This window comes from Psychrobacter glaciei (assembly GCF_014652895.1).
Lineage (GTDB): Bacteria > Pseudomonadota > Gammaproteobacteria > Pseudomonadales > Moraxellaceae > Psychrobacter > Psychrobacter glaciei.
Map to the genome: position 1 here is coordinate 15,380 of NZ_BMZR01000009.1, position 19,700 is coordinate 35,079.

A 19,700-nucleotide genomic window follows, 5' to 3' on the forward strand; every position below is an offset into this window, starting at 1 on the left:
AAAACACTTAATGCTGCGCTGTCCAATCAAGCATCGCATCTAACACGGGTCTAGCCGTATAAGCGTTTAATGCTTGCTCACTATTAATGAGTCCAACAACGACATAATCTTGTCCCGACAACCCTTTGACATAGCCTGCCATTGAGGTGACATTATTTAGAGTACCCGTTTTTATCCATGCACGCCCTGTGGCGGCTGAATCGGGTAAGCGTGCGCCATGAGCAGCAATGGTACCACTGACTCCAGCGATGCCTAACGAATTGACATAAGCATCGAAGCTTGGATGGCTATAAGCGTAAGTTAATAGCTCGCTTAAGTTGGCAGCCGTTATCGTACAATCACGGCAGAGTCCTGAGCCATTGGTTAGATACGGTGCTGGGGTGTTCAGATGGCTCTGCCACCACTGATTTATCGTTTGTAAGGCCGCAGGATAGTCCGTAACAGCAGGTTTGCCAAACTGATATAAGCTGGTTGTCTGCTCATTTATGGGTTTATTATTTGCAGCTTTATTATTTGCGGCTTTGACATTGCTTGGTGTATCGCTATTTGCACTAGTTATATCAGATTCTGCGTTGCTTTTAATATTAATGGCTTCAACGTTAATTGCTTCAGCGCTATTTGCTTCAATGCTATTTGCTTTGGTTTTATTTTTCACCATAGTGGATTGGCTATAAGCGCCAATCGATAGAGCCACTTGTTCAGTCATGACATTGTTTGAGAAGTGATTGATATCATAAATTTGCTGAGTCAAATTCAAGGACGGATAGCTGGCAATGGGCAGCGGGGACATAGACAGTGCTGACAAACCATGCGTGGGTTTAATGCTTTTTGCTGTAGTGTAAGGCGTTTCTTGGGTGATGACATCGCCACTTAAGGTATTGCCTAGCTCTTGCCATTTTGCGGCGACAACACGTGCCGAAAAATCTTTGGCATCAGGATAAGCGACATAAAAAGCGTGCTCTTGGCAGCTATTGGGCAAACCGGTATTTAACACAAGCTTTTTCGTTTGCCACTGCGGTGCGAGACTATAACGCGCTTGTCCACAAGCAGCTGAGCGCGTATCTATTATGCTGGGCAAATCATAATTTGCTAATTGCGGTGTATAAGTCAGGCTTGCTTGGTCATCGTTTAACGGATAGCTTTTGATGCCAATGGTACTGAAATTTACCAAAAAACCATCGGGACTGGCGTTGTAAGGACGCAGTGGTGAGTTATCAAAGGCGGCAGGATCTTTAGTGACATTTTTGAAGACGGCACTGTCGACAATAATATCACCCTCGATATGATTAATACCCGATGATTTTACTTTATAGAGAAGCTGTTTTAAACGCTCGTGGGTCATTTTTGGGTCACCACTGCCTTGAATAATCAGATCACCATGTAAGCGGTCACCGATGACGAGGCCTGTATGATAGACACGGGTATGCCAGACAAAATCAGCGCCTAGGGTGTCTAAAGCAATAAAGCTGGGAACGAGCTTCATGGTGCTGGCAGGCGTGCGAGCGATATCGGATTGGTGATTCAATATTGGTGAAAATGAAATCTTTATGGATGCAGCATCAGTATTAACATTACTGGTTTTATCGCTATTTTCTGTAATATTGGCATTACTACCATCGTTGTTAATGATGGTTGTTTTTGCCTTATCGCCCAATATCGTTGGGATACTTTCTAAGCTTTGATAAGTGTAAGGATCATCGGTGTAAGCATGCAATTTTTGCTCATGTCTTTCAATGGTTCGCCGCTCAATGGTAACCAATGTACTCTGTTGGAGCAGGTGGCTTTTCTCATTGAGTTTGTCATTATTATTTTGCGTGGCTGTCTGGGCGTTACCCTTTATATCAGCATTTACGTTAGCGGTTTGTTTCGGTTGAGAAACCCTTTTAGAGGAGCTATCCGAGCTGCTATCGATGACCTGAATCGGAGCGGGCAGGTGACTGGCGTTTTTATCACCGACTGGTGTGATGATGATACTAATATCAGCTTCTGTTAAGTCAGCTCGTGATAATGCCGCTTGAATAGCTTTGGGCAATGCTGCTTGCGCATACAGCGGGGCTGCCACTAATGTCAGCGCAACCAACCATTTATGAGTCTGATTAAACGATCGCAAATGACTAAAAACAGGCGATAATTTGGCGGTAAGCACGGAGGAATGACAGAGTCTAGAAGTAGGTCGCATGAGCATCTTTTATTCGGTAGCAAAAGCCGCCTATACTAACATGAGTTACTGTTTTCGCGTAGATGGCAGGCGTAGATGAAAACCTGTTTTTATCTGAATTTTCAAAATAAGAACGCACGCTAGCGCACATGTAAAAACGCCATGGCAGTCATGATCGCATCGTTATAAGCATCGTGAGCGCCCAGATCAGGGATATTATAGTGTGCTAAAATATTGCGCAGCTGTTGTGATTGGTTGGGGATACCCTGAGTGCGATCACCCATGCGCCGACTGTATAAATGACGCAAATCGATGACTTCGTTGGGCAATGCTGTGCCCATATAGCGTTTGACTAAAGGGTTTAAAAACGCTGTGTCTAAACTCGTACAAAATCCGACAATCGGGCGATTACCTATAAACGGTAGCAATCGCGCCAGCATCTCATCGTAGCTCATGCCATGCTCAACGTCAGCGGTACGCAGACCGTGAATCACAATGGTGTCACGGTCTGGCATCACTGGAGGCTTGCATACGATATGCATGCCATTACCGGTGTCAATCGTATTGCCATTGATATGAATCGCGGCGACGGACAATAAGTGGTGCTTTTTTGGATTGAGTCCTGTCATTTCGCAGTCAATCGCTACCCATTGCTTAGCCAAAGGTTTGGTAAACATCAATGCCAATTCTGGGCGCTGTAGCTGTTTTTTCTGCCAAGCGCAAGATAACTGTGTTAGCCAACTCATATTTGTCATTCATCCATTGATGCGAGTTCTATACTTATACGATTGTCATACTTATGCAATTTCTAATTGATAATGCTGACGTAGCTGATTTTTAAAGCTTTTTACGACAGCCAAACACTCTTTTAATAAGTCACGCTCAAGCGCGGTCAAGGTCACTGGGTTGACTTGCCGCGCATGTTTATCATCGGTTGATAGGGCGACTGATAGGCGCTGTGCCATAAAAAATTCCAAGGCTTCTAGTAAAGTATCCGCTCGCTCTTGGGTCAAGGCGCGCGCTTGTACCAAAGCTTTAAGGCGGTTTTTGCTACTAGGCACGTCTAAGATATCGTTTTCTAATGCCAAGGTACGAATGCCATGAACCAGTGGAAAGATACCGGCTTTCTTTAGATCAATGTCTTCGGACACGGATTTGCCACCGAGCAAAGGCACGAACTTTTGCCACCACTGATTGACATCACCGAATTGTAGCGCGGCGCGGGCGAACTGGCGTACAAACATAGGATCTGACTGCCTGTGGGCGACCTTTAAATGTTGACGCACCTGAGTCAATAATGACTCATCTCCGCAGACGTATTCGCCATCCAGTATGGCGGACAAATAAATACCATGCATAGGATCAGTGTTTTTAAACCATAAACCAATCTGGGCATTAAACTGTTTTAGCGGCTGTCGCCACATCGGGTTGGTCATCATGATATTGCCATCGCACAGCGGATAACCGAGGTCTGCTAAATGGTGATTAAAAGTATCCGCAAATTGCGCCAGATCAGGATGAGTATAGCCGTCACGTAAGATGAGCGCATTGTCTTGGTCGGTACGCATGATTTGCTCACCGCGACCTTCTGACCCCATCACGATTAAGCAGGTATTTTTCATGACTTCAGCAGGCACGATGAGTTGCCAAAGCTTGGTAAATACTTGTGCATTCAAGGTCTGTACCATACGGCTGATATTACCGATTTTGACGCCGTTTTGATGTTGTGCGCGAATGTAACGACCGATAAGCTCGACGGCGGTATCTAAGCTCGTTAAGTCTTTTGCTTGCTCGATTTGGATACTAATGAGCTGAGAGTGATGGCCAATATGCGCAAGCATATCGCTTTGTCCGAGTATACCGACGACATCCCCATTTCGATCAATCACTGGTAGCCGATGGATGCGATAGCGGGTCATGGTCAATAGGGCATCGCCAATCTCATCACTGGCTTTGATGGTACGCAGGTTAAAGTTAGCATAGCGCTGGCATGTAGTCGTGGCAGGGTTTTGCTGGTCGCTCACGGCGCGGCAAATATCGGTGTCGGTTAAAATACCTAACAGATGACCAGTACCATGTCGCGTTTCTTTCCTATGCTCTAGATGGTTCAATGGACGTACTAGTACATGTTTTAGCCCCGCTTTCGTCATGATAGAAGCGGCTTCGTATAAGCTGTTATTGGCATCGACGATATGGACTGGCAATAGATTGACGTCAATGACAGGCTGCAACATGATCTGTTGCACTTCTTGTTGGTCATTGTAGCTGGCAGGGTCTATGGTTTTATTGTGACGGCGTTGCTGTAACGCTTTTAGCCGTTCAGGCAGCTTATCTGATAGCATTTGACGGACTAGGTGGTTTTGGGCGCTGATTTTATCGACGGCGCTACCAGCGACTTGGAGCAACAATGTATCCTCGACTGCTCGAAACTGATAGGTCTGTGATGCTCCAGTATTAGGGCTGTTCTCAGTCAATGGTTCAGGCAGACGACGGCTGTCGAACCAGTCGTTATTATTGAGCTGGTCGGAATGATCACTACCCAAATAAGAGGCCACAAACTCACCGTCAAGCAATTGCTCAATCTGTCCTTTGATGACGACATACAGATACTGCAATTCTTCGGCAGTTAGATGCTCATTTTTGGCAAGGTAGCGAATTTGAGTGTTTTTTCTAATGCTTTGGCGTTCAGCCAGACTCAACACATCAAAGGGCGGCTGGGTAAAATCAAGATGGAGCATGGCATCATCCTTGATGGCATATTTGATAAAAGCCACTCTACTATAGCATTATTAAAGTAAAAAACCTCTAATAACCACAGTTAAATTGTGGTTATTAGAGGTTAATGTCTCGCTTAATACTTTTAAATATACTGCCTACGCACCCAGTAGTTTACGAATACGGCTGATCGCTTCACGGCTCTCATCGACACTAGCGACAAGCGCAATGCGTACATAACCTTGCCCAGGGTTTTTACCATTGACTTCACGTGACAGGTAACGCCCAGCTAGTGCATGGATATTGGCCTGCTCGTACAAGGCTTTGACAAATAGTTCATCACCATTGAACTGCTTAGGCGCTTTGATCCAAAAGTAAAATCCAGCTTCTGGCATCCGCAATTCTAGTAGCTCACCAAGCTCAGACATCCATAAGGCAAACTTTTCTTGATACAGCGCACGGTTATGCTCAACATGCTTTTCATCCTGCCAAGCCGCGATAGAGGCAAGCTGATGGGGTATTGGCATTGCGCAGCCTTGATAGGTACGATATTGCAAATAAGCCTGCAAGATTTTGGCATCGCCTGCCACAAATCCAGAGCGTAAACCCGGCAAGTTTGAGCGCTTGGACAACGAGTGGAATACCACGCAGTTTTTAAAGTCATGGCGTCCAAAAGCGGCGCAGGCTTGCAATAGACCAATCGGCACCGTATCAAAATATAGCTCGCTATAGCATTCGTCACTAGCAATAATAAATTCGTATTGATCTGATAGGCGAATGAGATATTCCCAATCATCCATTGTCATGACCGAACCTGTTGGATTATTCGGACTACAAACGAATAGTAACTGCGTGCGCATCCATACTTCTTTTGGTACCGCGCGATAGTCGCCTTTAAAATCATCGTCTAGTGTACAAGGCACAAAGTAGGGCGTTGCTTGTGCCAGTATCGCCGCACCTTCGTATATTTGATAAAACGGATTGGGCATGACCACGGTAGGAGATAGACTGCTCTCCGGATTCGCTACATCATGATCAACAACCGCTTGTACAAAACTAAAAATCGCCTCGCGCGTGCCCATGACTGGCAATACTTCCGTGTTGGCATCGACATGATTTAAGAAAAATCGCTTTTCTAGCCAATGGGCGATGGTTTGACGTAGCTCAAAAGTACCATTAGTGGTGGGATAACGGCTTATTTTGTCCAAGTTTTCACGTAATACGTCCAGTACAAATTCAGGTGGTTCATGTTTTGGTTCACCAATGCCGAGCTTGATTGCACTGTGGTTATGGGCTGGCGTGCTATCAGCAAGTAACGTTGCCATTTTAGCGAAAGGGTAAGGATGCAGAGAGGTTAAGTTGTGATTCATAAGTAGGGTAACTATAATAGACAATTAATAATAAAGTTATAAAGAAAATTTACATTCAAGCAGTGTAGCACTTCTCTTATTTTTTGTCTTTTGCTTATCTTGGCTAATTTATCTCCTCTCAAATAGAGGCTCACAGCAAAATTGTGACGTGATAAGTAAATCTAAGACATTGGCATAAGTTTGGTGCTTTATAACTGATAATAATATAAAAGTGACTGTCAGCGGTAACGACAGATTATGGTAAGGATGATTTGACATGGCTAGTGTCTCAAAAACTGATGATCTCAATGCCAAAAATATCCAGAATAAAAATTTGGGTAACAGTACGCCGCGCGCAGAGTTATACAAACAATTGAAACAGCGAGAGAATCATTGGTGGCAGGCGCGCCATCATTTGATTCGCCTGCAAGAGCGGCAGATGTTTTGGTTCGGTGACAACAGCTTTATGATGTGGCTATTGTGGCAGTTGGTCAGCTATGTGGTCGTGGCTACGGTACTTATGTTACTTAGTAGGCTATTTAGCATATCGCTACCTTTGTGGCAGTATGTCGCTTTATTTGTGCTACAAACGCTGATTTTCATCATTATGCTGGCTTTCAAAGGTCGATTGGCCAACAACTTGCAACGCCGAATTAATGAACAGGAAGTACTGCGGGAAGAGGCGCTAAACGAGATGATTATCTTGGCAGATGACAGTCTCTATCTCGATGTTCATGCCAAAGCACCTATTTCCTTGCAAGCGCTTTATGAGCATTATGATGCCAAGTTCCATCTTTCAAGTTTGCAGTGCTTGTTAAAAAAAGAGGTCGATGCTGGACGATTACTGTTAGGTGAACAACAGGTTGAGGCAAATATCTTGCCACCAGATTTGGCTGATGACGAGCTCAACGCTCATGCCAACGAGATGATATATAGAAGTATCCTATAAACTCTGCTATCTATTCCGATAACTTTTTATCATGAAAGTAAGATTTTTACTGTATGAAAAATAGATTGATGCTAAACGGCATGACCTGCTTATCTAGCACCAATCTACTTTTTACGTTAAAGCGCCAATCCCAATCCACAATATTCGTTACTCGTTAAACTTCTTAATAGACCACACTGCTTAAGTTGCAGCACTATCGCTATGTAAGCTCAGACTCGTTGTCAATGCCGTTTTTAACGTTTCTAACTTGTCGGCAGACAAAGGCTCGTCATTTTGATCACTGATATAAAACATATCCTCTGCACGCTCGCCTAGTGTGGTAATGCGAGCCGCATGTACCTCAATTTTCTCCTGCAAGAATACTTGTCCCACCCGTGCCAGTAGCCCTGGCTGATCGAGGGTTTCTAAGCTCATAATGTGCTGACCTGATGCTTCATTAAACTCAAAATTAATCACCGTCTTCACCTCAAAATGTCTGAGCTGACGCGGCATTCGTTTATTCGTAAGCTTCAGTACGGTGGGGTCTTTAAAGGCATTGATTAAGCGCTGCTTAAGCTCTTGCTGACTGTCTTCATCGACCAATAATGTGCCACTAGGATCTAGCAGTACATAAGAATCCAACGCAAAATCACGAGTGGCAGTGATGATGCGTGCGTCTAAAACATCTAGATTCATTTGATCAAATACGGCCATAGTGACGGCAAATAGGTTTGTCTGATCTTGGGTGTAAACAAAGACCTGCACAGCATCCAGTGCCAGCTCACGATGCTCTCGCAGTACCACCAATGGTGGGCTATCGGCATTAGAGGCAAGCCCAATCGGTGGATGGTTCAAAATGGCTTCGGTATGCCATAAAATATCTTCAGCAATCTCACGCAAGAAGTACTCATCACCTAAGTCATCCCACAGTCTAAGTACCTCACTGCGGTTCATGTGCTGATTATCGACGTTATCCAACATGACCATTGCTTGCTTGTGCGTGGCGCTGATCATGTCTTGACGATTGGTTGGCGCATCGATATCAGCACGTAAAATACGACGCGTTTGCGAGTATAACTGTTTCATCAAGGTCGCCCGCCAGCTGTTCCATAACTGTGGATTGGTCGCGTTCATATCGGCGACGGTCAGTACGTACAGATGATTCAGGTGGGTGACGTTGCCAACCAAATCAGCGAAAAGTGTCACCACTTCTGGATCTGAAATGTCTTTTTTCTGCGCGGTCATCGACATCAATAAATGATAGCGGGTCAGCCAACCAACCAAATTGGCATCTGCTTTACTCATGCCATGTGCCAAGCAAAACTCAATCGACTCAGTTTCACCAAGCAAGCTATGATTGCCACCGCGACCTTTCGCAATGTCATGGAACATGGCTGCTAATACTAAAATTTCTTTACGCTCAATACGCTGAAAGAGGGAGCTGACCAGTGGAAAGTCTTCATAAAAATTCGGATCGGTAAAGCGGTGCAAGATGCGAATCAAAAACAACGTATGGGCATCAACGGTATAACGGTGGAATAAATCATACTGCATCAGACCGGTGACTTGGGAAAAAGCAGGAATATAATTGCCCAAAACGCCATAGCGATTCATGGTACGCAGGCGATGAAACAAGTAGTTTTGTTCTTTTAAATTGGCCAAAAATAGCGTTTGGTGATTAGGGTTGTCGCGGTAAGTTTGATCGATACCGCGCGCGGCGATTTTTAGCGCTCGTAATGTATGCGTCCGGACGTTTTTGATACCGTACTGACCCATGAGTAAAAACATCTCTAGAATTGATTCAGGATGCTGAGCAAAAACGCGATGATGCGCCATGGCGATTTGGTCGCCAACTTGGTTGAAACGCGCATTAATCGGCTGCTTTTTCGGACGCTCATCATCAGGTAGATTGGGCTCTATGATTGTCTCATAATAGTGATTGGTCAGCATCTCAGACAGCGTTGATATCTGCATGGCACAGCGATAATAGTCGCGCATAAAGCGCTCAACAGCGGCATTGGGTTGATCATCCGGCTGTGCCTCATAACCCATCAGCTGGGCAATGTCACGTTGGTAATCAAACAGTAGCTTGTTTTCGTTACGTCCAGTCAATTCGTGCAAGTAATGCCGTATTTGCCATAAATAACCTTCGGCAAAGCTCAGCTCGTCGAACTCTTTTTCGGTCAAAAAGTTCTGCTGTACCAGATCATAGAGCTTAGTGACCCGAAAATAACGTTTGGTTACCCAGCCGATAATATGAATGTCACGCAGGCCACCAGGCGCTGTTTTGATATTCGGTTCTAGATTATATTCCGTCGCATTATGCTGCAAGTAACGCGCTCTGGCTTCCTCGGTTTTTACCTCAAAAAAAGCGCGCGGCGACCATTGCTTATTGACAATTTGAGCCGGAAAATCTTGCAAAGCGTCGTTACCAATCAGGAGCCGAGCTTCTAACTGCGCACTAGCAATCGTATGATCGAGCGCAGCTTCCAAAGCATCATTCACGCTACGTACAGAGAGGGCGGGCTCCAGCCCTATATCCCACAACAGCGCCACCAACCGATCGATTTTCCCACTGGCATCAGTGCCAACTTCATCAGGGGAGAGTAGTAAAATATCAATATCTGAATAAAGCGACAGCTCACCGCGACCATAACCACCGGTGGCGAATAATGCCAAATCGGTCTTATCCAGCTCAAACCATTTAAACAAGGCGATGAGTAAGCCATCAATAGCACACGCGCGTGCTGCCACTAATTGACGAATATTGACACCACGCTCAAGCGCGCGGCTGATATCCAAATTTATTTGGGTTAACCATTCAGGAATACCGAGTAGGGTTTTTTCCGTTGCATTCGTCGCCGGTTGCAAGGAGTCGACAGTCGCGGTCTTAGATGAAAATGAAGGGAGCGGTGTCAGATCAATCGATGCGGCATCACAAGTAAACATGAGTGTTATCCCGTTAAGAGTTTAAAAATAAAACATTTCAGCTGAAAAGCGTAGAATCACCAGTGTGCTGGTAGCTGATAAAAGCCACAAATAGAAGTTACTAATATAAGTTATTAATATAAGTTATTAAGTCATCAGAGTATAAAGATAAAAAGCGGGTAAGCACAATACTCAATATGCCTGAATTATTGGCCAAAAAAAAGACCGCCTAAGCGATCTTTTATGATGTTACTGTGTTAAAAAACTTAAATCTTCTTCAGGGCGGGCAGTAAACACCTCACAGCCATTGTCTGTGACGACCATGGTGTGCTCCCACTGCGCAGACAGTTTGCGGTCTTTGGTAATCGCCGTCCATTCATCAGGTAAGATTTTGGTCTGCCACTTACCTTCATTAATCATGGGTTCGATGGTGAAGGTCATACCTGTTTTTAGCTCGAACCCTGTGCCTTTTTTGCCATAGTGCATGACTTGTGGTTCGTGATGGAATTCATTACTGATACCATGCCCACAGAACTCACGAACGATACTGAAACGCTCAGGCTCGACCACTTCTTGAATCGCAGCACCTACATCGCCTAGGCGTGCGCCATCTTTGACAACACTCATGCCAGCATAGAGGGCATCTTGTGCCACTTTACAGATACGCTTTGCCATAATGGAGCCATTGCCCACGATCCACATTTTTGAGGTATCGCCATAATAGCCATCTTTGATAACCGTCACATCGATATTAATGATGTCGCCATCTTTTAGCAGTTTCTTTTCACTTGGGATACCATGACAAACCACATGATTGACCGAGGTGCAGATTGATTTTGGGAAACCATTGTAATTAAGTGGCGCTGGAATAGCACCTTGTACATTGACAATATAGTCATGAGCAATTTGATTCAATGCTTCGGTGCTGACGCCCACTTTAACGTGCTCGTCTAACATTACCAGCAAATCGCTAGCAAGTTTACCGGCCACGCGCATTTTTTCTATGGCTTCTGGGGACTGGATAAGAGATTTTTTAATCATCATCATCTATCTTATAATTATGGGTTTAATGTGAGTAGATTATACCATAAATGGGTTGATGACAGTTTTACGTTAAGTGATAGCTAACCTATCATTGTGATTGATAATAATTGCTTTACAGCCAAATCAGGGCGGTTATGACTGTTCAGTCACGGTAATATATTCATATTTTGACAAATTAGTTGAATGTTACAGAATATATAAGTAATGTAATTTTGTCTGCTAAAGGGATTAGCAGCAATCTTTACTCCTTTTGGGAGGTAAAGATAACCAAAATTATTGATGACAAGGATGTTGTTATGACTCTAAAGACCTCTTTTGCTGCAGCTGTTACGCCCAGCGCATTTTTACCTTCACTCGGTGCTATCGCTGCCGGCATCCTCCTGATGACCTTGCAAACCACATCTGCTCAAGCAGCTGGACAGTATTATAACTGTGCTAATGCCAACGGTTGCAAGCTGGTTGATAGTAAATACTTCACCTCGAGTTACACTAAAACTCAGTATCCGGTCGTCATGGCTCATGGACTTGGTGGCTTCACTACGATGTTTGGGCTCGTTGATTACTTTAATGGAATACCTGGAGAGTTGATGAAAGGTGGCTCAGAGGTATATACCACCAAAACATCAGCCGTCAATAACAGTGAGATTCGTGGAGAGCAGCTGCTACAACAGGTCAAGACCATCACTGCCATTTCAGGCAAATCTAAAGTCAATCTATTTGGGCACAGTCAAGGCGGTATAGACATCCGTTATGTCGCTGGTGTTGCGCCAAAATATGTGGCGTCAGTGACAGCAGTATCAAGTCCAGAGCAAGGGTCAAAAACGGCAGATTTTGTCAAAAATACGCTTGAGCCAAATAACAATACTGGAAGCCCGTCAAACATCACTACAGAGTTAGTATCAGGGCTGTTTAATTTGATTGGTGGCTTTACAGATATCGGCTCTGGTATTAGTTTCTCAGAGATTCAAGAACAAGATGGCTGGCAAACATTGATGGCGCTATCGACCGATGGTGCTGCCCAATTTAACGCTAAATTCCCTGCTGCCATGCCAACCAGTTATTGTGGTCAGCCGACCAGCACTGCTGCCAATGGCATCAAATACTATTCATTTAGTGGTGTTGGACAAATAACGAGCGTACTTGATCCTAGTGATTATATATTGGCAGTAACGGGTGTACCGTTTGCAGGCGAGTCTAATGATGGTTTGGTATCTGCCTGCTCAAGCCGTCTTGGTTATGTGATTCGTGATAATTATAGAATGAATCACTTAGATTCAGCCGATCAAGTGCTAAGTTTGACAGCATGGGGAGAGTCTGAGCCAAAATCTATTTATCGTACTCAGGTTAATCGTCTTAAAAATGCCAACCTTTAAGCTGACTTATAAGATAAGAACTCTCATTTATGTCGAATAATCGCCGTCCAGCCTATTTATCAATCGTTATAATTGCCGTGGTCACCATAGTCGTGACGGCGGCGGTTATTATGTGGTTCAAACCTGATCATACGAGTACGGCTCTAGCGCAACCAGCATCCAATGCTCTGGGCGAGGAGGCTGAGGGTACTCTATCAACTGCGCTGGCGGCGGGTCAAATGCTACCAACGACTGCGACCCAAAATCAGTCTTTATTTGTCACAGGATTGGAACGTTTGCCGCGTTCCTTAAAGGGTACTCAAATTGATGGCGAAATCATCATTGATGAAAACAAACAGTTGGTCGTCACTCAAGGGTTACGGCGCTTATTTGATTATTTTTTATCCGCACTAGGAGAGGAGGACGAAGCCGTTATATTTGCGCGTGTTGAGAGTTACATTCGTCATCACACCCCAGAGCCTGCGGCCAGTCAAGCGGTCGCTATATTTGGCAAGTATGTTGCGTATCTCAAAGCACTTCCAGAGATAGAAAAGCGTTATGGCAATCTACAACTACAAGCGACAAAAAGTGGTGAACTGGATTTAAACGCTGTGGCACAGCAACAACAAGATGTGACCAAGCTACGTCAGCAATATTTTGCAAAGGACACCATTAGTGCGTTTTTTGGTACAGAGGATGACTATGATGACTATAGTGTAGAGATGGTCAGAATCAACCAAAACAAGCAAACCTCTGAGGCACAAAAAGAAGCCGCCAGACAAGACTATATCAGCCGCTTGCCAGATAGTGTCACCAAAGCCAATATCGTGCAGCAAGCCAACCTTGGTGAGCTTATGGCTCGTACTGAACAAATGAAAGCTCGTGGCGCGACGCCTGAAGCACTATACAATATGCGCCGAGAGCTAGTAGGTGCGCCAGCAGCAAAGAGACTGGCGCAAGTAGACCAAGAGGATGCCAGTTTTGACCAGCGCTTTACTCAATATCAAACACAAAAACAGCGCTTGTTAAGCCAAAGTGGAGATCAAGCTCAAGCGCAAATTCAGGTAAACCAACTTGAGCAGCAGCTATTTGACGATGCTGAGCGTAAACGCTTGTCAGGTTATGCGGCTCTACAAGAGACGAAGACTCAATAAGCGTATTTCATTAACATTAATTAACTTACAGTGATGTAAGAGACAAGTATGCTAAAAGTGCAAATAAGTTATGGTCATTGGGAGAAGGACAGCCCACTATTTATAGCTTTAGTACAATGATATTTGTACTTCATTTGAACCAAAAGTGTTTTAAAACTATTCTAGGAGCTTATATGAAAAACATGACCAAAGCATTGATGACAGGTATTTTAATGGTGACAGTATTGGTAGGTTGCCAATCTATGTCAAGTATGACGGCACCTGCTACTGATCAGCCAAATATAACTGGTACAGACGTTATCTAAAGTGGTGGCTGATAATTTTACTGAAACCCAGATTGACTATTTAAGGTATCAGTAAGCGGCACTAGCAGTCATATGCAGTGCCATATTATAGTTATACGACATCAAAAAACCTCACTATTTAGTGGGGTTTTTTTATGTCAGTGCTCACCTGACACCATAGTCAGAGCACTTTTAAACCGCTACGGTGTTACCCGTCCTAGATGTACTCAGTGTACTATCTGCGGTCGGTCGCCTTGTAGTGATTCTAAAATTCCTTGACTATAGGATGTATCATCATTTTAAGAACACTAAATATATCAATGTGCTAATTGAGGACACGCCCTAGCTGCTTTAGACAAGACATCAGTAAGGTGTTAGCATCGTTAGTGAATAAGGTCAATAGCAAACATCCGGTCAACTTCGCATTGCAACAAAACCTCCTTCAAGTAACCACTCAATTCATAATGACAGCTCATTGTGAGTCATACAAAATATCGTCATTGTTTAAAACAATGAATAAGACAATAAACGAATCATAATAAAACCAAAATTTTCACTAGGTCTGTAAAGGGTGCATTCACTGCAAGATTTATAGGTAGTGAAAATTTCAGGTTCAATAAGACGAGGAACTTATATGAAAAGCATGACTAAAGTAATGATGGTAGCTACCTTGGCCGTTGGTACGCTTGCCGCGGGTTGCCAGACTACCGCAAATCTACCTGCTCCAGTTAGTCAGCCAATCACTTCAGATATTTTACAAGCTCATCACTGGCAGCTTGTTGATGCCAAACGCAGCAATGGTGATAAGGTAACTCAGCTATTTTTTGATCCGGCAAAACCTTTAACTTTGAATTTCATGAATGATAACGGTAGAGATTACGTGGCATTTATGAACACCTGCAACAACATGAGTGCTGGATATAGCGTTGTCAATGGCAATGTAGAGATCAAAAACGGCATCAGTACTATGATGGCGTGTCCTGAGCCACAAGCAAGTTTTGATACGGCAACCATGGCAACTGTACAAGGTAAATATAGTATCAATAACAATGCGAATAATGTGCCTATCTTGACTATCCGCAATGACGATCAAGTTGCGTATTTCAAAGCTATTTCTAAATAATTTGATGATTGAGTAAAAATTAGATATTTCGGCTGAATTTAATAATGCCTCACTAATCAGTGGGGCATTTTTTTATCCAAAATTTAGTCCGGTTTAGGATACACTAGAGTAATGTTTCTGTAATATATTTTATCATCAGGTTCTATTGGATATCACTTTATGTTTAAAACAGTTATGTCAAAACTAACCGTGAATAGGCTCACAACAACAGGCGCTATGACGATAGCCATAGCTATGGTACTCACAGGCTGTCAGACATTGAACAGCACATCAGTCAATAAGCCTATTAGTACAGTTGAGACCAATCCGTTGACGGCTCGAATGCCTGTGATTGACCGTCAAGGGCGCATAGCCTATGTGGATGAGCAGGGTACAGGTACCGCAAAAATATCGACACTGTATAGCATCCGTCCTGATGGTAGTGATCGTCAATTGATTGATCAGTTGAAGGGTTATATCTATTCGCCTGCATGGTCTGCGGATGGTCAATGGCTTGCTTATAGTAAACAAGCACCACGTCAAAACCCAAAAATTTATATCTATGACCGAAAAAGTAAAACCCAAAGTCTGATAGTTAATGCTGAAGGCAGTAACATGTCAGCGTCATTCTCACCTGATGGTCAAAAACTCCTCTATAGCTCAACCGTCGGTGGCAACGCAGATATTTATGAGATGCGTCTGAACAATGGTAATACCAAACAGTTGACTACATTATCAAGTACTGAGGTACAGCCAAGCTATGCGTCTGATGGCAAAAGCTTTGTCTATACCAGTGATAAAGTCCGTGCTGGACGCCCAAGCATCTACCGCTATGACTTTGCCACTGGCAATGCAATACCTATGCTGACTAGTGGTTATGTCGCGAGTCCTCAACTCAGTGCAGATGGTCAGCAGTTAGCGTATCTCAACGGTCGCAAGGCTGCGGTTATGACATTGGCTACCCGTCAAACCATCGATCTCGCAGAAACAGGACTTGATGAGCCTGCACGGTTATCACCGTCTGGACAATATGCAGTTTATCCAATGCGCAGCTCGCAAGTGAGTAGCCAAGGCACTAAAAATATAGGCAGCCTCGTCATCCGCTCATTATCTGGCAGCACAAGCTACAGTATTAATAGTGACGCTGGCGGGATGGTGCGTTCACCGATTTGGGGACGCTAATGGCGAAATCTATGTATTATAGAGTGAGATGTCTATATAATTAATAAAGAAACATAAGTTGATTCTATGGCTTAAGTTTTCATGAACATCATATAAATTTTATAAATGGCTCATCAAGATTCTGCGTATCAAAACACTATATATAAACATACTGTATATAGAGATACTGGATTGGGTGAGCAAAAGGAGAAAGTACGTAATGCAAGAGTCGTTTTTGATATTCATCACCAAAATCAGCTTGTACCCGACGATAGTCTTTACAGGATTGGTGATGTTTGTGACCTTGTATTGGATGGTTTCTCTACTTGGTATGGCAGATATGGATACAGTAGATATTGGCGATGCAAGTGGCGAGGGTAGCAATTTGACCTCATCAGGTTTTGTGTCGGGTCTGCTGCTTAAGTTCGGTCTGTATGGCGTGCCGCTTATCGTTATACTTAGCTTAATCAGTTTAATTGGTTGGTTATTAAGTTACTTCTATACCAGTTTTTTACATCAGAATTTTGACTCAGGTATTTTGTATTACCTATTCGGCACCGGAGCGCTAATCTTTGTATTGGTCATCTCCATGTGGCTGACAGGTATCATTATTTCTCCCATCCGCAACAAAATAGCCAAAATACCTAGACGCAATGCCGCTAGCAATATCGGCAAAATCGCGGTTGTGCGTACCCTTAGTGTCACGGACAAACACGGTGAAGTAGAATTGAATGATGGCGGCGCAGGATTGATACTCAAAATTCGCTCAGACATCAATGATGGCTCGCTGAAACAAGGCGATCGAGTGATGTTGGTGGAATATTTAGAGGCAGCCAATACCTACCGCGTAACCCCTGTAAAAGATAAATAACCACTATAGTCACTCCACTATAAAAGTGTTACTGCGTTAACCTCGCTTGAAGTATTTGATATACATCTACACTCGGTTGCCTTGTACTACTTTTAAATTGAATCGACTATATAAATAATTTAGCCACTAGTAAGTAATTTAGTCACGATGGTTCTCCATCGTTATTTTTAGCACATTATTACTGCTTTCAGCACAGAATAACTCATAGAATAAACAGTGATCTAGCCAGAGGTTTTAGCAGCCTCTCTGGTTTAGGCATAATATTTTTTAGCAATGATTTAAACGGTTTTAAATTTGGTGATAGTCGGTTCAGAATAATGCAGATATACGAATGGTGCGTGATAGGGCTATTAAGGCACACGTGCTATAAAAGATGCTATAAACAGTAAATTTAGCAAGCCTGATAGCGTATCTGATTTATATAGAATTGATTATGGAATGTTTTAATTAAAGGAATGGATATGGACACACTCATTATCGTCGGCGTGGTTGTAGTGCTGGCGTTTGTTTTTATGATGGTCGCACTACTGATGCTCAAGGCCTTTTACTTTAAGGTCGAGCAGGGCAAAGCACTCATTATCAACGGTGTGAGTAAAATTGCCGTACGTTTTGATGGTGGTTTTGTTTGGCCAGTCATCAACAAAAAAGAGTTGATGAGAATCTCGCTCATCACCTTAGAAGTAGACAGACGCGGTAAAGAAGGTTTGATTTGCGCAGACAACATGCGTGCTGATATCACCGTGGCATTTTATTTACGCGTCAATGAAACCGAAGAGGATGTGCTAAAAGTTGCCAAATCGGTTGGGGTAGAGCGTGCGTCAGATAAAGTCGCTGTCAACGAGCTGTTTAATGCCAAGTTCTCTGAAGCGTTGAAAACAGTTGGTAAGCAGATTGATTTCGTCAAACTGTTTGAAAACCGCAGCGAATTTCGTGACAGTATCGTCCAAGAAATTGGTAACGATCTGAATGGCTATGTCTTAGAAGATGTGGCGATTGATTATTTAGAGCAAACGCCAAAAGCGTCATTAGATTCAAGCAATATCTTAGATGCTGAAGGTATCAAAAAGATTACTCAATTAACGGCCTTTCAAAACGTCATCACCAACGAGCTTGAGCGTGACGAAGAGCTAGCCGTTAAGAAAAAGAATGTCGAAACCAGAGAGGCGATGCTAGAGCTTGAGCGTCAGCAAGCCGATGCCGAAGCCAAACAGCAACGTGAAATCTCGTCAGTGATTGCACGCGAAACGGCTGAAACTCGCAAGATTGAAGAAGAAGAGCGTAAAAAGTCTGAAACAGCCGTTATCTCGGTTGAGCAGGATTTGGCCATTCAGCGTGAGAATCAGCAGCGTGAAATCGAAGTAGCAGGTCAAAATCGTTTGCGTGCAGTCGTCATCGAAGAAGAAAAAGTGACACGTGCTCGTGATCTAGAAATTGTCTCTCGTGAGCGTGAAGTTGACTTGCAACGTATCGAAGCCGAACGTGCGATTGAGCTTGAGAAAAAAGAAATTGCCAACGTCATTCGTGAACGTATCGCAGTGGACAAAACGGTTGCGCAAGAAGAAGAGCGTATCAAAGAAGTTCGCGAAATCAGCGAAGCGGAGCGTTCTAAGCAAACACGCGTCCTAGCAGCAGAAGCCGATGCGGAAGAAATCAAAGTACGTCAGGTGAAAAAAGCTGAAGCAGAAGAGCTGTCTGCCAAGCATAAAGCCGTCGAAATCACCACACTGGCTGCCGCGAATCTTGAAGCATCTGCCAAAGATTCAGAAGCCAAAATTAAAATGGCCGAAGGTACCAAAGCCGAAGAGTCAGCACATGGCTTCGCTGAAGCGGCTATCCAAGAAGTCAAAGCCGCTTCTTTAGAAAAAGAAGGCATTGCGAAAGCCAATGTTATCAAAGCGACTGGACAAGCTGAAGCGCAATCAAATCGTGAAAAAGGCATGGCAGATGCTGAGATTATTGCCGCTCGTGGCGAATCTACCGCTAAAGCTGAGCGTGATATTGGTATGGCAGATGCTCAAGTCATCGCGGCTCGCGGTGAGTCAAATGCCAAAGCAGAACGTGAAGTTGGATTGGCAAAAGCCGAAGTTACTCGCGCACATTTCCAAGCCGAAGCAGATGGTCTGGTCGAGAAATTCAATGCCATGGGTAGCATGAGTAAAGAAGCACGTGAGCACGAAGAGTTCCGTATGAGTCTTGAGACAGCCTTACAAGAAGCGCTTGCCTCAATTGATGCTGGTAAAGAGATTGCGAAAGAAAATGCTGAAGTATTGGCAGTTGCGTTACAAAAAGCCAAAATCGATATTGTTGGCGGCGAAGCGCATTTCTTTGACAACTTTGCCAAGTCACTGTCTATCGGTAAAGCCATCGATGGCCTAGCGGGTAAGTCAGATACATTGAGCGGTATTATCAACGGTGTGATGGCCAGTCAAGCCATGAAGTCAAACCAGAAAAATGATGATAAAACGGTTTAATTCTATATCAGGTCGAATTGACAGAGTTAGGTCGAATTGACTGATATTTATATATCTAGCATTAGTAAGCAACATTAATATCAGTAAATTATCTGTCGTTTAGGCGGCAGATAATTTTAGTCAACTTGCTCTACATATCTTAATAGAGCGATAGCCAACTTAATATTAATAATGAGTTGGCTA

Annotated in this window: 14 protein-coding genes; 8 read left to right on the plus strand and 6 right to left on the minus strand. The window is 43.7% G+C overall.

The annotated features are described in order from the left end of the window. Window positions 1-7: 7 nt before the first annotated feature. The 4 genes from IE130_RS13275 to dapC all read right to left on the minus strand — a co-directional run bounded on the left by IE130_RS13275 (window position 8) and on the right by dapC (window position 6,243). Complete coding sequence (locus IE130_RS13275; protein WP_227676225.1) at window positions 8-2,179, minus strand: D-alanyl-D-alanine carboxypeptidase/D-alanyl-D-alanine-endopeptidase; 2,172 nt, start codon at window positions 2,177-2,179, stop codon at window positions 8-10. Between the two features lie 119 nt (window positions 2,180-2,298). Then, window positions 2,299-2,904, minus strand: a complete 606-nt coding sequence (locus IE130_RS13280) for a 3'-5' exonuclease (protein ID WP_189586839.1) — start codon at window positions 2,902-2,904, stop codon at window positions 2,299-2,301. A 51-nt stretch (window positions 2,905-2,955) separates the two neighbouring features. Further along, complete coding sequence (locus IE130_RS13285) at window positions 2,956-4,896, minus strand: DUF294 nucleotidyltransferase-like domain-containing protein (RefSeq protein ID WP_189586841.1); 1,941 nt, start codon at window positions 4,894-4,896, stop codon at window positions 2,956-2,958. A gap of 135 nt (window positions 4,897-5,031) precedes the next feature. Then, a complete protein-coding gene (gene dapC, locus IE130_RS13290) occupies window positions 5,032-6,243 on the minus strand; it encodes a succinyldiaminopimelate transaminase (protein WP_189586843.1) in 1,212 nt (403 codons plus the stop codon). Between the two features lie 256 nt (window positions 6,244-6,499). Between dapC and IE130_RS13295 the strand changes: the two genes are divergently transcribed. Then, a complete protein-coding gene (locus IE130_RS13295) occupies window positions 6,500-7,171 on the plus strand; it encodes a hypothetical protein (protein WP_189586845.1) in 672 nt (223 codons plus the stop codon). A gap of 180 nt (window positions 7,172-7,351) precedes the next feature. Here IE130_RS13295 and glnD read toward each other — a convergent pair whose 3' ends face one another. Continuing rightward, window positions 7,352-10,099 (minus strand): [protein-PII] uridylyltransferase, encoded by a 2,748-nt coding sequence (gene glnD, locus IE130_RS13300; protein WP_189586847.1) that lies wholly within the window; start codon window positions 10,097-10,099, stop codon window positions 7,352-7,354. Between the two features lie 228 nt (window positions 10,100-10,327). Next, entirely contained in the window at window positions 10,328-11,122 is a 795-nt protein-coding gene (gene map / locus IE130_RS13305) for a type I methionyl aminopeptidase (RefSeq protein WP_189586849.1), read from the minus strand. A gap of 296 nt (window positions 11,123-11,418) precedes the next feature. Here map and IE130_RS13310 point away from each other — a divergent pair, with 296 nt between their 5' ends. From IE130_RS13310 to IE130_RS13335, 7 genes are all read left to right on the plus strand, one after another. After that, window positions 11,419-12,495 carry an esterase/lipase family protein gene (locus tag IE130_RS13310; protein ID WP_010196527.1) on the plus strand — a complete coding sequence of 359 codons (1,077 nt, stop codon included), beginning with the start codon at window positions 11,419-11,421 and terminating at the stop codon, window positions 12,493-12,495. A gap of 29 nt (window positions 12,496-12,524) precedes the next feature. Further along, window positions 12,525-13,628: a lipase secretion chaperone gene (locus IE130_RS13315; RefSeq protein ID WP_189586851.1), complete on the plus strand. Its 1,104-nt coding sequence runs from the start codon at window positions 12,525-12,527 to the stop codon at window positions 13,626-13,628. Between the two features lie 173 nt (window positions 13,629-13,801). After that, a complete protein-coding gene (locus IE130_RS14345) occupies window positions 13,802-13,933 on the plus strand; it encodes a hypothetical protein (protein ID WP_264623034.1) in 132 nt (43 codons plus the stop codon). A gap of 613 nt (window positions 13,934-14,546) precedes the next feature. After that, entirely contained in the window at window positions 14,547-15,035 is a 489-nt protein-coding gene (locus IE130_RS13320) for an META domain-containing protein (RefSeq protein WP_010196533.1), read from the plus strand. 174 nt (window positions 15,036-15,209) lie between these two features. Continuing rightward, entirely contained in the window at window positions 15,210-16,196 is a 987-nt protein-coding gene (locus IE130_RS13325; protein WP_227676226.1) for a beta-propeller domain-containing protein, read from the plus strand. 199 nt (window positions 16,197-16,395) lie between these two features. Next, window positions 16,396-17,046, plus strand: coding sequence for a DUF1449 domain-containing protein (locus tag IE130_RS13330; RefSeq protein ID WP_189586854.1), 651 nt, complete (start codon window positions 16,396-16,398; stop codon window positions 17,044-17,046). Between the two features lie 461 nt (window positions 17,047-17,507). Beyond that, window positions 17,508-19,517, plus strand: a complete 2,010-nt coding sequence (locus IE130_RS13335) for a flotillin family protein (protein WP_189586856.1) — start codon at window positions 17,508-17,510, stop codon at window positions 19,515-19,517. Window positions 19,518-19,700: the final 183 nt, after the last annotated feature.

Bases quoted from the DNA above. Each gene is read 5' to 3' on its own strand.
- glnD (WP_189586847.1), bottom strand. From the start codon at position 10,099: ATGTTTACTTGTGATGCCGCATCGATTGATCTGACACCGCTCCCTTCA.
- IE130_RS13280 (WP_189586839.1), bottom strand. From the start codon at position 2,904: ATGAGTTGGCTAACACAGTTATCTTGCGCTTGGCAGAAAAAACAGCTA.
- IE130_RS13330 (WP_189586854.1), top strand. From the start codon at position 16,396: ATGCAAGAGTCGTTTTTGATATTCATCACCAAAATCAGCTTGTACCCG.
- IE130_RS13295 (WP_189586845.1), top strand. From the start codon at position 6,500: ATGGCTAGTGTCTCAAAAACTGATGATCTCAATGCCAAAAATATCCAG.
- IE130_RS13285 (WP_189586841.1), bottom strand. From the start codon at position 4,896: ATGCTCCATCTTGATTTTACCCAGCCGCCCTTTGATGTGTTGAGTCTG.
- IE130_RS13310 (WP_010196527.1), top strand. From the start codon at position 11,419: ATGACTCTAAAGACCTCTTTTGCTGCAGCTGTTACGCCCAGCGCATTT.
- dapC (WP_189586843.1), bottom strand. From the start codon at position 6,243: ATGAATCACAACTTAACCTCTCTGCATCCTTACCCTTTCGCTAAAATG.
- IE130_RS13325 (WP_227676226.1), top strand. From the start codon at position 15,210: ATGTCAAAACTAACCGTGAATAGGCTCACAACAACAGGCGCTATGACG.
- IE130_RS14345 (WP_264623034.1), top strand. From the start codon at position 13,802: ATGAAAAACATGACCAAAGCATTGATGACAGGTATTTTAATGGTGACA.
- IE130_RS13275 (WP_227676225.1), bottom strand. From the start codon at position 2,179: ATGCGACCTACTTCTAGACTCTGTCATTCCTCCGTGCTTACCGCCAAA.
- IE130_RS13335 (WP_189586856.1), top strand. From the start codon at position 17,508: ATGGACACACTCATTATCGTCGGCGTGGTTGTAGTGCTGGCGTTTGTT.
- IE130_RS13320 (WP_010196533.1), top strand. From the start codon at position 14,547: ATGAAAAGCATGACTAAAGTAATGATGGTAGCTACCTTGGCCGTTGGT.
- map (WP_189586849.1), bottom strand. From the start codon at position 11,122: ATGATGATTAAAAAATCTCTTATCCAGTCCCCAGAAGCCATAGAAAAA.
- IE130_RS13315 (WP_189586851.1), top strand. From the start codon at position 12,525: ATGTCGAATAATCGCCGTCCAGCCTATTTATCAATCGTTATAATTGCC.